A 14,609-nucleotide genomic window follows, 5' to 3' on the forward strand; every position below is an offset into this window, starting at 1 on the left:
GGTCGCGCGTCAGAGTTGGGTGGGCTGGAGTGGCTCGATGTCGTAGGCGCGGGGTCCGAACAGGCTCGCCGTCCGGGTGCGAATGGACGGAAGTGCTTCGTAGAGGCTCCCGCCGAGGCGGTGGAGGGAGTTGAACGATCGCGATTCCCAAACCGGAAACTCTCCGTCGGTGTCGCGTGATGCTGTGTCCCACAGGAGGGCGTCACCGTTTTCGCTCCATTCGAAAACCTGCAGCGAGTCGGGGAGTGACCAATCGCCGTCGGGTTCGATCATCCAATCGAACTCGTCATCCTGTCCTTCTGTGTAGACCGAATGAAGATGAGCGGTGAGGTTGCGGGCGCGCCCTTGCCAGCCGTCGGCAAATCCGGGAAGGACGGGCGGATAGATGAGCCAGAGTCCGAAGGTCCGCGCCCACCCTGCGTGCCGGATGAATGCGCGATATGAATCGGGGAAGCCCTGCCGGTCGGGAAATCGAAAAGAATCCAAAAAGGTGAAATCTATGTGTTGAAGCGTCGGTTGGCCTTTTACCGTCAGCGCGTTGGGTCCCGTGGCAAACACGTCATCAACACTAGCAATGCGAGTCCGTGGGGGATCTCGGGCGGGAGGTCTTGGCTGGTTGTTCCCCGAGTTCGTCGGATCAAATACCTTCAATGACCCGCAAGATTCACCACCAATCGAATCACCAACTCGCCGTCCACCTCTCGGGTCCGTTTCTCGCAGATCACGTTCATCAATGCGGTGCCCTCATCGATGCCGAGTTGGTGTGTGAGTAGCGTGTCGATCGTGTCGTCGGCGCTCGTCAATGCAGCTGCAGCGGAGGCGAGTTGGTGGTTCGTGACTCCTCTGTTGCCCGTCAAGGTAACGCGCAGAGAGCCCCTGGTGAACGTCGTGATCGCGGGTGGTGTCGGTCCACCCGTGTTGGCTTGTCGCACCCCGGCGATGTCCACCCCGGGTAACAAATCGGACGTGGCCTTGGCCGGCACTCCACCAATCGGATGCACGGAGACAACTCGATCGCCGAGGCGTTCCAGAGCGGTGTCGATCGACGCTACTGTGCCGGCGCGGTGAGTCGCGACCAGCACGGCGACCGAGCCTGTGGTTTCGCGTACCCAGTTCTCGGTAGCGAGCGAGTTGACCACGGATGGAAAGTGATTTGTCGTCCACTCCATGCCGAGTTCGGTGCGGTGGACCATTACTACTCGGACGGTTGGGAAGAGAACGGAGGGTGCGAGGGCCGCAGCCAGATTTCCGATGAGACCGTCGCCGAAAATGAGCAGCGTCCCCGGTGACTCACGGGAGAGGCAGGAGAGCGCGTACCTGACGACGGCGTACGGTTCGACGAGAGTAGCGCGTGCGCTGGAAAGTTCCAGTGGCAACGGCGTGACCAACCCTCCACTCACCGCGGGCACGCCGATGATGACGCGTTGTTGAAACAACCCCTCGACGTTGTGGCCGAGAAGAAACGATGAATCATGCGGATGCGTCGGGTTGACCACGACTCGATCACCTACCTCGAAGCCGGTGACGCCGTCGCCCACTTCGACGACGCGGGTAGCGCCTTCGTGGCCGACGATGGGCGAGGGGTCGTCCCTGTCTCCGCGCACAATCTGAATGTCAGTCCCGCACAGGCTGACTTTCTCGGGGGCGACGAGAAGTTCGCCGGGTCCGGGAGTTGGAGTCGGCCGCTTTTCGACGCTCGACCGACTGCCCCTTCTCACGATTGCGCGATGGGTGAGTTGCGTTGTCATGAATCCTCTTTCACAGCTTGCTTACGCGGAGGCGACCGGCGGCAATATCGTCGGCACCGGACAGGGTGTCGATGTCGTGAGGACGGCACAGGTATATCGTCTTACGGATTCTCTCGGGAGTCAGTGACGTGTCCGCGTACGATCGCACCGAGGCGAGTTGGGAACAAAGTTCCCTCTCGTACATCTCGGACAGACCTTCGGCGAGCCCGCCACCGATCCCGATGCGATCCAGTCGTGGATCGAGGGCGATCATCGTTCTGACCAGCTCGGCGATCGGCTCGACGACCACGCTCAACAGAAGTGATGCACCAGGGGCGCCTGACTCGAGTGCTGGACCGAACGAATCTCTGTCATAGGGCAATTCGAGAGCCGAGGCGACAGCAGCCAACGCCGAGCCGGACGAGATCGCCGCGACATGTCCGATGCCTCCACATGCGCAGGGCAACTGTCGCACTGTATCCGGCCCCGACGTCACTGCACGAAGGTGGCCGACCTCACCTTGCAACCCCAATGCGTCCACTGGAATCACTCCCTCTCTTGCATCAGCTATCCGCAGTGCGATCCCGCTGCTGATGGTGAGGTAGGCGATGCGCCGATCGGTGGGACGTGTAAACCCACGAGCGAATGACGCCAACCCTGCCGTCACGTCGTTCACGAGTGTCCATCGAACGTCCGGGCGGTGGGATTCGAGGAGGCGCAGCAACGGAATCTCACCGGCAGGAGTGCCGCCCCACAATGGGCCGGATCCATGGGCGACGCCCTTCTGTTCGTCGAGCGCGGCCCCGCACGCCATGTTCACTGCGGCACCCGGCGGTAGATATCGATCCAGTGTCTCGATCAGCTCGCGCAGGAGTTGATCGGGAGTGGCAGACGGTTGTCGGAGCACGCTGGGCGATGGCAGCCGTTCGGTTCGCTCACCGCTGCGGATGCGTAGCCACGTACCTCCCAGATCGACCGATACGGTATCCGTCATAGTTCCGGTACCACGTCGATTACGAGCTCCGATCTCTCTCGGGAGAGTCGTAGTGAAGTAAAATTATTCACTCTCAAAAGGTTTCGTCCGGGCTCGGCTCCGATTGCAACGCATGATGCGCCGGAATCGGCCGCAGCAGCCATGCCGGCCGAGGAGTCTTCGAATACGGTGCAGGAGTCGGCGGAAACCTTCAAGCGCGCCGCCGCTGCAAGAAAGCCCTCGGGATCTGGCTTGCCGGCGCGCACGTCCTCAGCGCATACCGACGCGTGTGGAAGCGGGAGGCCCGCTTCAGTGAGCCTTCGCACCATCATCGATCGAGGGGCCGACGTGACAATCGCCCATTGCTCCCGGGGCACAGACGCCAGGAAGTCCTTGGCGCCGGCGATGGCGCGAACTGGATGCGAGTTCTGCTCTTCGCTTTGCCTGATCCAGTTCAGTTCGGATTCGACGTTTGCTCGATTACCGAGAACCCGAAGGATGATGTCGGAAGCGATGCGGCCTGGAAGTGCCTGCGCTACCACCGCCCGATCAACGCCGTGCCGGTCCGCGAATTCGAACCAGACAGCCTCGATCGACGCCTGCGAATCGACGAGGGTTCCGTCCATGTCGAACAGCAGTGCCGAGGTCGAAATGGATTGTCGAATCAAGCTGGGCCGCAGAGTCATAAGACGGCCACCCGACTCATTCCCAAACTTTCGCCGGCAATGCGAATCAGATCGAGATCGTGGTCGGTTGAGCGGCGCAGTCGCTGGTCGCCAGGATCGGTATCGAGCACAATCGTCTGTGCACCGATCTCAGACAGAAAATCGATGTCGGCACGTATCTGGTTGATGGTTCCGTACCCGAGTGGACGGTCTGGTGATTCGACAGATCTTTCGGTGGGGAGAAAGTAGATGCGGGGGACGAACTCACGCCCGGGGGCGAGTGAAGCGACTCCAGCGATGCATAGGCCCCGGGTAGGGTGCAATGGGTGCCATGCAGTGCCTAATCTGTTGGTTCGGTCGATCGCAGCGGGTCCGTTGCCGCCGATCCACAACGGAGGGTGTGGTTGCTGCAGCGGTAGAGGTCCGTTGTGCACGCGATGTGTTCCGGCCGAGCCCGGTGCGTCGTATGTCTCCGACGTCCACGCTGCGATCAGGGTTTCGAGAGTGGTATCCGTCAGTCGGCCTCGACGTGTGAACGGAACGCCGAGGACGTCGAAAGCCTGTGCAGTCCAGCCGACCCCGATGCCCACGATCAACCGTCCGCCGCTGAGTCGATCAATCGTCGCGGTCGCGTGGGCGAGGTGGGCCGGGTGTCGGTGACTGCCGATCAGCACGCCGCTGCCCAGGCGAATCGACTCGGTACCCGCTGCGAGCCAGGACAGCGTGGCCAGGCACTCGTAAAACGGAGCGGGAGAGCGGCGATTCGCGTCGTCGGTCAACACCACGTGATCCGAGAGTAGGACATTGTCGAATCCGGCAGCTTCCGCTGTCCGGGCCCACGCGAGAATCCCCTCGGGGTCGATCTGCGGCCCGAAGTTGGGGAGATTGATTCCGTACTTCACAGCGAACTCGGAATCAGTCGCGCGGCGCCCCCGTGGCGGAACGTCAGGAAGTTTCCCCCGTTGGCGGTCAAAGGGCGAGGGGCCTCCTGCCGGCCGATGTGGTGCTCGAACAACTCGATGTTCAAGTCGCCGACGGATACCATCGCCATCCGGGACGTTCCTTCGACGTCGAGATCGAACTGTGCCGTCATGAACCCGCGATCCGCTGCGATGTCGGTGCGGAGCACCTCGGTTCCCGAATGGGCGGTCACCAGACGCGCTATCGCGGCGTCGAGGTCCGGGACGCTGTAGCCCGTGTGATCCAAACCGCGGCAGGTCGGGAGAAGGGCTGACGCGATGTCCTCTCGTCTGTGGTGGAGTCGGGCCTGGGTCTCGTGGAAGTATCCCGGCTCCTCGGGCCACTGCTGAAGTTCGAAGAGATCGCCCCACGGCGACCGGAAGTACACCCACTTGTTGCCCGCAATCGGACCCTCGGGTACCTCGATCACGTCGCCGAGGACTGTCACGTCGCTTCGCGAATCAAGGTAGCTCACAGCGAGTTCGATATCGCCGACAGTGAAGCAGAGATGGTTGGTACCGATGTCGACCAACCGCGGTGGGGGTTGATGGGGCCAATCCGCTGATACGAAATCCAGGACCCCCGACAATCCGATCGGTACGGAGACACGTCCGGGGTATCTTACGACGCGGTTCGCACCCAGGAGTGAAGCGAAGAAGTTGGCGGCGGCGTCCGCATCGGGAACGGTGACACCGACTGTGGACAAGGCATCTTCGACATTCGCGGTCACGGTCATGGGATCAGCAGTACCTTTCCTCGGGTTCCGCCCGCGGCCAGCAGAGCGTGGGCTTGGGGTGCTTCGTCGAACCGGAATGTTCGGGCGACAGGGACGGTGACCGAACCGGTCGATACCAGTTCGGCGAATGATTCGAGGCCCGAGCCGTCCTCGTCGACATAGCTTTTCGCCGGTGTGATTCCACGTTGCGGTGCGGGTTGCTCGTTGTCGTCGATGGAGATGAAGGCGCCGTCGTCTCGCACACTGTCGACGGATTCGGCAATACCCGCCGTGTCGACGATGGCGTCGTACTCCTTCTGCGGCAGGTCGACGGGACTCGCTATGACCCGGCTGAGGCTGAGGGCCAAGAGTTCGTCAGTGTCGCTCTCGCGAGCGAGGGCTTCGACGCGGTGTCCCCGCGAGATCAGCAGCGCCGACGCTATTCGGCCCACCGCGCCGGCAGCACCGGTCACCAACACCGTGGATTCTGGTGCAAGGTCGAGTTTCTCGAGGCATTGCACAGCGGTGAGCGCTGCGAGTGGGATCGCAGCAGCGTGCTCGAGGGTGACGTTCGACGGAGCGGGTGCGAACAAGGACTGGTCGGCGGTGACGCGTTCGGCATAGGTTCCGTAGCGGTGTGCCGGTTGCGCGATCATTCCGATGACGCGGTCTCCTGGTGTGAAGCGTGTTACCGCGGATCCGACTGCGATAACAGTTCCGGAGACGTCCCATCCCAATACGGCTGGGAAGTGCAACTCGATGGGCAAGAACCCCGAACGGGTCTTCAGATCGACAGGGTTGACGGCAGCGGCTGCAACGGAAACAGTGACGTCTCCGGGGCCGGATGTCGGCTCGTCAACCTCGGTGAGAGTGAGAACGCTTGGGTCGCCGGTGGCTTCGATTGCGATGGCTTTCATGCGATTCCTTTCATGAGACCTTGCGTTGGAGAATGATCGACGGCGTAGCGGGCATTCGCTTCGGCTGCAGTCAGAACCAGTCCGCCGTCGACGGTAACGGTGGTCCCCGTGAGATAGCTCGAACCGGACCCGGCGAGGAACGCCGCGGCTGCTGCGACCTCGTGCACACCGGCCGGACGCCCCAACGGGATAGCGGGGCGATCGATGTCCGCATACGAGGATTCGTCATCGATGCCGTTCATCGCGGTGGCGGTTTCTCCCGGTGCGACGGAATTGACGCGCACTCCGTGGGGCGCGAATTCGAGGGCGAGGACACGACTCGACGCCGCCAATGCGGCCTTGCTGGCGCAGTAGATTGCACCGCCGGTGATGGGGACCGTGTCATGGATCGATGTGATGTTGACGATCGATCCTGCGATACCTCGCGCGATCATCCGGCGCCCCACCGACGAGGCCAACGCAAGTGGGGTGATCGAATTGACGGCCATGACCTCGCGCATTCGATCGATGGCGAGTGCATCTGCGGGTGATCGATCGTTGATTCCGGCATTGTTTACCAGGCAGTGGATCTCACCCAGTTCATCTGTGCATCTCAGAACGGCGTCGACTGTCGATTCGGCATTGCGCAGGTCCAGTTGCAGGGGAACGACGTCGATGCGGAACTGCGCATTTAGTTCGCTCACCAACCGTGCGATGCGATCGAGACCATTGCCGTATCCGAGGACGAGGTTGTGACCCTCTTTCGCAAGCGCGAGCGCGATTGCCCGGCCGATACCACTACTCGCTCCGGTTATCACTGTGTATTCGAGCTCACTCAACAGAGATCACCACCTTCGGCCGTGTCCTGTGGCCTTCGAGACGATCGAATGCGGACTGTGCTTCGGTCAGAGGAACCACACTGTCGATCAATGCGGTCAATGCCGGGCGAATCAGCGGGAACAGTTCCGCGGCTCGGCGGTAGTGATCTACCCCGTGACGTACTCCGATGATCGAAATGCCGGCCAGCGCAACCGCTCCGGGATCGATCGATTCCGTGTGCGCCGCGACGCCTACGAGGATGCACTTGCCTCCCGGACGGAGAACGCCTACGGCGGTACCCAGCGCACCGGCGCCGCCAGACGCCTCCACGACCACGTCGTACTGCCCGGTCAGGTGTGTGGCATCGGTGAAACTGTGTGTGACGGTGCCGGAGTCGAGGTGTTCGATCGACCGGGGTTCGAGAACGTCGACGGTGATCGGGTATCGACTCAGCATGGCGATGGACAAGCTGCCGATCGTGCCCGCGCCGACGACGAGAACCCGATCACCCGGCGACACCGAAGCAGCGTCGAGCGCCTCGAGCACCGTCACGAGCGGCTCGATGAGAACGTGCTCCGGTTCGACTGTGACGCGACCGAGTGAAACGACCGTGCGCCGCGGCATGCGGAGGAATTCGGCTGCGGCACCAGGATGTTCGTATAGCCCGACCTCACGCAGATCGGAGCATTGGTTGCGTCGTCCGGCCCCGCAGGCCGAACACGCCTGGCAGAAAATCATCGTGCTCCCGGTGACTACGTCACCCGCCGACAGATCGTGAATATTCGGGCCGGTCTGCTCTACGGTGCCCACCCATTCGTGCCCGAAGTGATGCGGAAACGACGTAAGGCCATCAGTGAGGTATGACGACGTGCCGTGCAACAACTCCAGATCCGTACCGCACAGACCGACATAGGCAACCTTGACGACGACATCGTCAGGCCCGCAGTTGGGACGGTCGATCGTCACGATCGACACGGAACGGGGAGCGTCGATCATCGCAGCTCTCATGGCTTTCACGTCACGCTCCGAGCAGTGCGCCGACTGACGAACAGCAGCAGTACTGCGCCCGCCGCGAGGACTGCCCCGATAGCAGGCAGGACTGCAACGCTGTTGCCGCCGGACAGAGCGATCGAGCCGATCCACGCGCCGGCAGCATTCGCAAGTTGGAATCCTGCAATGTTGACCGTGGCAGCAAGGTGCGGGGCTTCGCTTGCAGCACCGATGAGTTTCGAGGCGAGCGGCGGAATAATGGAAAAACCGGTAGCACCGAGTACGAACATCCAGGCGAAGGCAAACCAAGACGTTCCGCCGAAGACGAAGAGAGCGAGAAGTGCCAACGCGAGCGCGGTCAACGCGATGTACAGCGTTTTGTCCAGGTCCTTGTCTGCGTAGTAACCACCGAGTTGATTGCCGACAACAGACCCGACGCCGAATACGAACAACACCACCGTCACCGTCGACACCGAGATGCCGGCATGCTCGGTGAGATACGGCGAGATGTAGGTGAACACCACGAAAAGCGCTGCCTGACTGAGAGCGGTCAGCCCGATCGCCCACAGAACTGGGCCCCGGGTGAACACCCGTAGCTCTGAGCTGACGTTGCCGGTCTGGTGCGAGGGAGCGGCGTTGCGCGTCGAGGCGATCAGCGCAGCGGTGACCAGCAGTTGGAAAACGGCGATGATCGCAAAAGACCAGCGCCAACCCAGTTGTGTACCGATGAGAGTTCCCAAGGGGACGCCGAGGACCGTCGCCAGGTTCAGTCCGAGGGTGACGCGGGCGATCACACGCCCTTGGAATTCAGGCGCCACCAACGACGTCGCCAGCACCAGGCACAGAGCGAAGAACGTCGCGTGTGGCAGAGCAGTGATGATCCGAAATATCACCATGGTTGCGAAGTTCGGTGCCAGCGCAGTTCCGATGTTGCCGATGACGAAGAGAGCCATCAGAGCCGCGATGAGAGGTGTCCGCGGCACCCTGGTGGTAGCGATCGTCAGTAGAGGGCCACCGATGACCACTGTGACGGCATAGATGGTGACGAGCAGTCCGGCTGTGGAGGTGCTGACCCCGAGGTCGGTGGAGATGTCCGGAAGTACACCGGCCACAAGGTATTCGACAGTGCCGACGCCGAACACTGCCAGGAGCATCCAGATTATTGCGGCATTCGCGTTGGTAGAGCGAGCCGTTGTCGTCAATTCGTGCGGAGTTTCGACCACCATGGCCTATCCCTTCTCGTATCCGGTGTATTCGACGACTGCGCATCCCCATGTGAACCCGACGCCGATGCCGGTGAGCATGATCCGGTCTCCAGGGTGCAGGGCCTTGCTGCGGCGGAGCAGGTCGAGGCCCAGTAGTGGGTCGGCAGCACCGGTGTGGCCGATGGTTCTGCCGAGTTCGACCAAGGTCTGCTCGGCGCGGATCTTCAGCGGCTCGAAACATTGTTTGCGGAGTAGGACGTTGCCGAAATTCGGTACGATCCAGGTGGCGATGTCACCGTGATGAGTGGCGGCATCACCCAAAGCTGTTTCAGCGCATCGAGACAGAGCGGCCGCGTTGCGTGACCAGAACTCGTCGATGGAGTGAGTCTCGGTGAAGCCCCCCACCCGTGCTCGGAGATCGATCGGGTCGGCGGTGCCGTAGACAGGCATGCTTGTGCGCTCGTGCCCGCGGTGCATCTGCTCGAGGTGTGCATCAGTGACTACGGAAGTCGAAAGAATACGAAAGGGACCCGGATCCGGGCCGATGACAGCAGCGGCCGCGCCGTCTCCGTAGGCGAGACCGCTGTCGGAATTCCACCGGTCGAACAGGGGGAGACGCCAAGCGTCGGATGCAGTTACCAGGCCTTTGCCGTGTCCGTCGAACCAGCGGCCGATCAGTTCGATTCCGACGATTGCTCCGGCGCAGGTTGTTCGGATCTCGATCGGCAGGCAGTCGTCGATGCCAAGTTCGTTCTGAATGTAGGCGCCGCAGTTCCACGCCTCCAGGCCGTTGTGCAGAACCACTGCATGCACGAGTAGGTCGATTTCGTTGCTGCTGATTCCGCTGTCGGCCAACGCAGCTCTGCCTGCGAAGACTGCCATCTCCGGCGCGGATTCGCCGATATCAGGGTCCGACACTGCAACCGAAGTCTGTCCGGTCTTCTGCTGTTCGACGGGATCGAACCGTCCTTCGGTCACCATGTCGGAGGCTTGTTCCCGCCTGTCCGGTAGGTATGAGCCGAAGCCTTCGATGTAGAGGTCGCCCCACCTCATGACGCGACCTTCGTCACCGACGTCTCACGGACGCGTAGCTCGTCGCTCTTCCTGTTCAAAAGGGCGGAGGCAGAGTTGATTCCGTCGATCGTGACATCATTGACGAAGTGGTGTCCACCGATCCCGACCGGCAAAGGCAGCCGTTGCCGCCCGTCCCGATGACGCACTGTGTCGGCCAATGCGGCGCCGAGGACGCCCGGTGTGGACAAGACGTCGTTCCAGGTGGGAAGGCCGAGGCGCCTCATTACAGTCAGGACGCGATCAAGTTCAGCTTCACTGATACTTCCCCGCAAATAACCCAGTGCTGACGTCAATGCCATGTCGACAGCTACGGCTTCACCGTGCAGAAGTTCCGGTAGTGCTTCCATCTCGAGCGTGGGCGAGAATGTGTGGCCGTAGTCGACGCAGCGTTCGAGGCAGGATTCCCACAGATTGGGCTGCAGTTCCTCGAGCATCAGGTGGATCGACTCGGCGATGACTTGTGTTGCTGCTGTGTCGAGTTCGTCGGAAGAGCCCTGAAACCTGTCATCGATCAATCGTTCCCCGAAGATTTCCAGCAGTTCGAAGAGGTCGAGGGATTTGATCAAGGCCATCTTGAGTATCTCGGCAAGGCCGTTGGACAAGTGTCGGTTGTCGAGGGTACGCAGGAATGCTCGGTCGACAAAAGTTGCCAGGGCCGGTGCATACGTCCCCAGTCGATTCTTGCCCATGCCGTAGTTGACTCCGGTCTTGACGCCGACCCCGGCGTCGACGAGGCCGATCAGTGTGGTGGGGACCCGGATGTACGGCGTTCCGCGGCGGTAGACGCTCGCGGCGAAACCGACAATGTCGAGTAGAACACCCCCGCCGATCGCGATTACCGGCTCCCTGCGTCGGTCGATGCCGAATCCGTTCATCGCGTCGACCACCCGCACCGCAGAACCCCACTCTTTGACCGTCTCGTCGGCTCGCATCGGTACGAAGGATGCTCGTATTCCGTGGTGTTCGAAGTAGCCTCGAATTCTATCCCCGTGAATTCGGTCGACGTTCGCGTCGATGATGATCAAGCGTCGGTCTCCGCGGTGTAGCGACGCTGCGCTGCACCCGTCGAGTAGTCGAGTGCTGTCCTTGGCGAACAGATTTCGTGCGGCAATCACGTGATACTCGACCTGTTTGACCGCTTCGACCTTCCATGTCGAATCGGTGGCCGCGCTGTGGCTGAGACCCAGTTTGAATGAAGCGGCACTACGCATGTCGATCCCCCTAGACGGTGTGAAAGAGCGTTCGCGAGCTGTGTCAGCAGTACGGCGGTACTTCAGTGAACGAAATGAACTTTCGAGGAGAACAGTAGGACATTCGCATAGTGATCGCTACAAGAGTAGAATAGATCACATTTGGATCGGTAGATGCTGCGGAATTGGGAGGTTGCATGGCCGGGGTGCCGGGACAAGGGCGGAAGTTCGACGTAGACGCGGCCTTGGACAAGGCGATGTATGCCTTCTGGGAGCACGGCTACGAGGGGACATCCGTTGCCATGTTGACTGCTGCGATGCAGATAAATCCACCGAGTCTCTACAGTGCTTTCGGCGGCAAGGAAGGAGTGTTCTTTGCCGCCGTCGATCACTACAACGCGACTCGCGGCGACTTCATGGACCGGGCGTTCGCCGAAGAGCGCGAGGCATCCGAATTGATTCGCCGCCTCTTGAACGACGCGGCGTCCCATTACACCGACGAGTCTTGTCCGGGTGGTTGTCTGATCATCAGCGCGGCGGTCAGCGTAACCGACGCCAACAGTCACATAGCAAACCGATTGCGCGACATGCGAAATGCCAACGTGGTGTTGCTGTCGCAGAGGATCGCAGCCGATATCGCCAACGGACTCATGCCCGCTGACTCCGATCCCGAGGACCTTGCCGAGTTCATCGGTGTAGTCATCCAAGGCATGTCTCAGCGCGCCCGAGACGGTGCAACACAGAGGCAATTGGAACTCGTAGCGAACAGGTCTTTCGACTCGCTGAACTTCTCGAAAGACCTCATCGGCTGAACAGATTTCAGTTGACGGTCGGGGGTCGAGCTGGATTGGGCGATGGAGAGCATCGAGGTCGGTCCTAGTGACCTTCTATCCCAATGTAATTCGTCACTGACCGTGATGGCTGTCGGTTCGTTGAAGGAAGGGGCGAGGCCAGGCTCCGAGTGCGAGCACGGCGAGGATCGTCTGGGCCAGTCCGGTGGTGAAGAAGATGCCTTGCAGCGGCGACCAGGCGAGAACGATGGCGATCTCGACGAAGATCCAGATAAGCATGGTCAGCCCGGCGGCGGCGTGCAGGCCCCATGCCAGGCGGAACCTGTTGTGCTGAGCGAAGAGTGCGACGGCTTGGATGCCTCCGACGACGACGCCGAGGAGGATTCCGGGCCAGAAATATGAAGGGAAGACGGTTCCCTCGATCCACTCCGGAGGCAGGCCCATCCCGCCGCCGATCGTCAGGCCCGCCATTCCTACGAGCGCAGAGAGCAGGTTGAGCCACGCGATGGCGGACAGACCGATCCGGAGACCCCGTGGAGGGAGCGATGTGGACGTCATGCCTGACAACGATAGAGAGGGTCAGTCGAGCCCGTCCATGTTCCTGCGCGTTGCCGCGCTGGCAGCGTCGGCATCACCCGCGACGATTGCTTCCACCAGATCTCGGTGGGCAGCGGCTTCGTCGTCGATGGATTGGGGGTTTCGCGCCGCGACGTCGGTGATCACGTCCAGGGCCGAGTTGCGGAGCGTTTCGATGAATGAATCGAACACCATCGACAACACGCTGTTGTGCGCAGCATTCACCACGGCGCGATGTAGTTCCATGTCAGCGTCGACAAATTCTGTTGGTGTCGAAGCATTTTCACGGGCTGCGAGTGCTGCCCGTAACAGGTCGACGTCGGCAGAGGTCCGACGCATGGCGGCCAGGCGGCCCGCTTCCACTTCCAGGAGTCTGCGTACTTCGTAGACTTCGCGGCGGTCCGAGCGTTTGAGTTCTCGCTCGAGTTCTGTGACCGGAGTCGAGGACATGACGTAGGTGCCGGATCCTTGATGAGAGTAGAGCTGTCCCGACGCGATCAGTGCACGCACGGCTTCCCTGCCGGTCGAACGCCCGACTCCGAGGAGCGTGCTCAGATCCTGCTCGTTCGGGATTTTCGTCCCGACCGGCCACTCGCCGTCGCCGATGAGGCGCGCAAGTTCGTCTGCGGCTTTCTGTACCAGTGACTGCTGCTTGACCTGGCGCACTGCCATGTGTCTGCTCCTGACTGACTCGGTGAACCGCCGTGGAGCGGCCCACCGAGTGACACTTCATGTCCTCCGATGAATCTTCAGACTACGGGGCTGTCTTCGGGTTATCGAAGGGCGATGACGTCCAGTTCGCGCTCCGTCTCGTCCTCCGGGTCGAGGCGTCGATCGCGCAAGGTGAATGCGATGACGGCTCCGACCAACAGCACTGCAGTTGTCGCCCCGATCGCCATGCGCGGTCCGAAGTGATCTGCCAGGTAACCGAACAGCGGAGAGGCGATGCCTCCCACTGACATTGCGAGTCCGAGGGTCACCCCACTTGCCGTGCCTGGGCGGTTCGGTAGGTAGTCCTGCGCCAATGTCACCTGTGGCGCGAAGGGCAAGAACATCGCGAATCCGAGACAGACGATTCCAAGTTCGGCAATTGCCACGTTCGGAGCCGCGGCGAGCAATGCCAGTGAAGGTACCGCAAGCAGGTAACCGAGTCGGATGGATGCACGTCGACCACGACGGTCCGCGAGGACTCCGCCCAGTAGCGTGCCGGCCGCTCCCGCCAAGGTGAAGGAGGACAACACGATTGCTGCACTCGAGGACGATCCGTTCAGTCCGTTGAGTACGTACGGTGAGACCAACGACAGCGTGGTCACATATGGAATTGACCAACACACCGTTACCAGCACGAGTCGGGTGAACGAGCGCCAATCATCTGACACGGGACCGTTCGCTGCTAGCTGCGAACTCAACGACTGGGCTGATTCGGCGTCCGTGCCCGTGCCGGCCGATCGTGATTGGGCGACGATCCACCAAATAGCCGCTACCACTGCAGGAACTGCGAGCAGGTAGCCGCCGGACAATCCGAGCGAACCGACCACGAGCGTGACGAACGGTGGCGCCAGTGAGGCTCCCAACGTGCCGCCCACGGAGAACACGCTCATGGCCTTCTGCGAGTGACCTCCAGCTGCGCGTGCCAAATTTGTGGCGGGCGGATGGTATGCGGCAATGCCGATGCCGGCCAAAGCAATTGCCAGCCAAGTAACGATGTAGGTGGTGCTCATCGCGGCCACGACAATTCCCGTTGCGGCCGTCACAAAACCTGTGGGTACCAGCCAATTCCGGCTCTTTCGATCGACCAGCATGCCGAATGCGGGTTGCACGACACTGGATAGTCCGGTCGCGGCGAGCGTGATTCCGGCAACCGCGGAGTAGGAATATCCGCGTTCCAGCATCATGAACGGCAACAGTGCAGGCACAGCCCCCTGGTACAGATCGTTCACGACGTGTGTGCCGGTGAGAAAAGCAACTTGCCCCTTCTTCATCTCCTTGGGCATCCCTTCGTTCAGGTCTTCAAGTCCTCAGGTCCTC

The 14,609-nt window shown here is 61.4% G+C and carries 16 protein-coding genes; 1 reads left to right on the plus strand and 15 read right to left on the minus strand.

Annotated features, from left to right (window positions below; translation table 11 throughout):
- Positions 1 to 9 precede the first annotated feature (9 nt).
- The 12 genes from H7C86_RS25015 to H7C86_RS25070 form a co-directional block, all read right to left on the minus strand.
- Entirely contained in the window at positions 10 to 486 is a 477-nt protein-coding gene (locus tag H7C86_RS25015; RefSeq protein ID WP_182262421.1) for a hypothetical protein, read from the minus strand.
- A gap of 161 nt (positions 487 to 647) precedes the next feature.
- Positions 648 to 1,748, minus strand: a complete 1,101-nt coding sequence (locus H7C86_RS25020; RefSeq protein WP_182262422.1) for an alcohol dehydrogenase catalytic domain-containing protein — start codon at positions 1,746 to 1,748, stop codon at positions 648 to 650.
- A gap of 10 nt (positions 1,749 to 1,758) precedes the next feature.
- Positions 1,759 to 2,721: an ROK family protein gene (locus tag H7C86_RS25025; protein ID WP_019745660.1), complete on the minus strand. Its 963-nt coding sequence runs from the start codon at positions 2,719 to 2,721 to the stop codon at positions 1,759 to 1,761.
- A complete protein-coding gene (locus H7C86_RS25030; protein WP_182262423.1) occupies positions 2,718 to 3,386 on the minus strand; it encodes an HAD-IA family hydrolase in 669 nt (222 codons plus the stop codon). Before H7C86_RS25030 ends, H7C86_RS25025 begins: the two co-directional genes overlap by 4 nt.
- On the minus strand, positions 3,383 to 4,267 hold the full coding sequence (locus tag H7C86_RS25035) for a TIGR03619 family F420-dependent LLM class oxidoreductase (RefSeq protein ID WP_020971055.1): 885 nt from the start codon (positions 4,265 to 4,267) through the stop codon (positions 3,383 to 3,385). Before H7C86_RS25035 ends, H7C86_RS25030 begins: the two co-directional genes overlap by 4 nt.
- Complete coding sequence (locus H7C86_RS25040) at positions 4,264 to 5,061, minus strand: VOC family protein (RefSeq protein ID WP_153211467.1); 798 nt, start codon at positions 5,059 to 5,061, stop codon at positions 4,264 to 4,266. The genes H7C86_RS25035 and H7C86_RS25040 overlap by 4 nt, the downstream gene beginning before the upstream one ends.
- Entirely contained in the window at positions 5,058 to 5,957 is a 900-nt protein-coding gene (locus tag H7C86_RS25045) for an NADP-dependent oxidoreductase (protein ID WP_020909402.1), read from the minus strand. Before H7C86_RS25045 ends, H7C86_RS25040 begins: the two co-directional genes overlap by 4 nt.
- Complete coding sequence (locus H7C86_RS25050; RefSeq protein WP_019745655.1) at positions 5,954 to 6,775, minus strand: SDR family oxidoreductase; 822 nt, start codon at positions 6,773 to 6,775, stop codon at positions 5,954 to 5,956. Before H7C86_RS25050 ends, H7C86_RS25045 begins: the two co-directional genes overlap by 4 nt.
- Complete coding sequence (locus H7C86_RS25055; RefSeq protein ID WP_020909399.1) at positions 6,768 to 7,763, minus strand: zinc-binding dehydrogenase; 996 nt, start codon at positions 7,761 to 7,763, stop codon at positions 6,768 to 6,770. The genes H7C86_RS25050 and H7C86_RS25055 overlap by 8 nt, the downstream gene beginning before the upstream one ends.
- A 5-nt stretch (positions 7,764 to 7,768) precedes the next feature.
- The gene (locus tag H7C86_RS25060) at positions 7,769 to 8,971 is read right to left on the minus strand and encodes an MFS transporter (RefSeq protein WP_020971053.1); all 1,203 of its coding nucleotides are present in this window, start codon (positions 8,969 to 8,971) and stop codon (positions 7,769 to 7,771) included.
- A gap of 3 nt (positions 8,972 to 8,974) precedes the next feature.
- Positions 8,975 to 10,003, minus strand: coding sequence for a 3-oxoacyl-ACP synthase III family protein (locus H7C86_RS25065; protein ID WP_182262424.1), 1,029 nt, complete (start codon positions 10,001 to 10,003; stop codon positions 8,975 to 8,977).
- A complete protein-coding gene (locus tag H7C86_RS25070) occupies positions 10,000 to 11,235 on the minus strand; it encodes a sedoheptulose 7-phosphate cyclase (protein ID WP_021345782.1) in 1,236 nt (411 codons plus the stop codon). Before H7C86_RS25070 ends, H7C86_RS25065 begins: the two co-directional genes overlap by 4 nt.
- 176 nt (positions 11,236 to 11,411) lie before the next feature.
- On the opposite strand from H7C86_RS25070, the gene H7C86_RS25075 reads away from it, so the two are divergent.
- Positions 11,412 to 12,026 (plus strand): TetR/AcrR family transcriptional regulator, encoded by a 615-nt coding sequence (locus H7C86_RS25075; RefSeq protein ID WP_020909395.1) that lies wholly within the window; start codon positions 11,412 to 11,414, stop codon positions 12,024 to 12,026.
- Positions 12,027 to 12,119: 93 nt separating this feature from the next.
- Here H7C86_RS25075 and H7C86_RS25080 read toward each other — a convergent pair whose 3' ends face one another.
- From H7C86_RS25080 to H7C86_RS25090, 3 genes are all read right to left on the minus strand, one after another.
- Entirely contained in the window at positions 12,120 to 12,563 is a 444-nt protein-coding gene (locus H7C86_RS25080) for a hypothetical protein (RefSeq protein ID WP_256922173.1), read from the minus strand.
- A 21-nt stretch (positions 12,564 to 12,584) separates the two neighbouring features.
- On the minus strand, positions 12,585 to 13,253 hold the full coding sequence (locus tag H7C86_RS25085; RefSeq protein WP_084325439.1) for a FadR/GntR family transcriptional regulator: 669 nt from the start codon (positions 13,251 to 13,253) through the stop codon (positions 12,585 to 12,587).
- Positions 13,254 to 13,354: 101 nt separating this feature from the next.
- Complete coding sequence (locus tag H7C86_RS25090) at positions 13,355 to 14,563, minus strand: MFS transporter (RefSeq protein ID WP_020971048.1); 1,209 nt, start codon at positions 14,561 to 14,563, stop codon at positions 13,355 to 13,357.
- Between the last annotated feature and the right edge of the window lie 46 nt (positions 14,564 to 14,609).

Origin of the sequence: Rhodococcus sp. UFZ-B548, assembly GCF_903819475.1 — a bacterium.
Taxonomy (GTDB): Bacteria; Actinomycetota; Actinomycetes; order Mycobacteriales; family Mycobacteriaceae; genus Rhodococcus_F; species Rhodococcus_F erythropolis.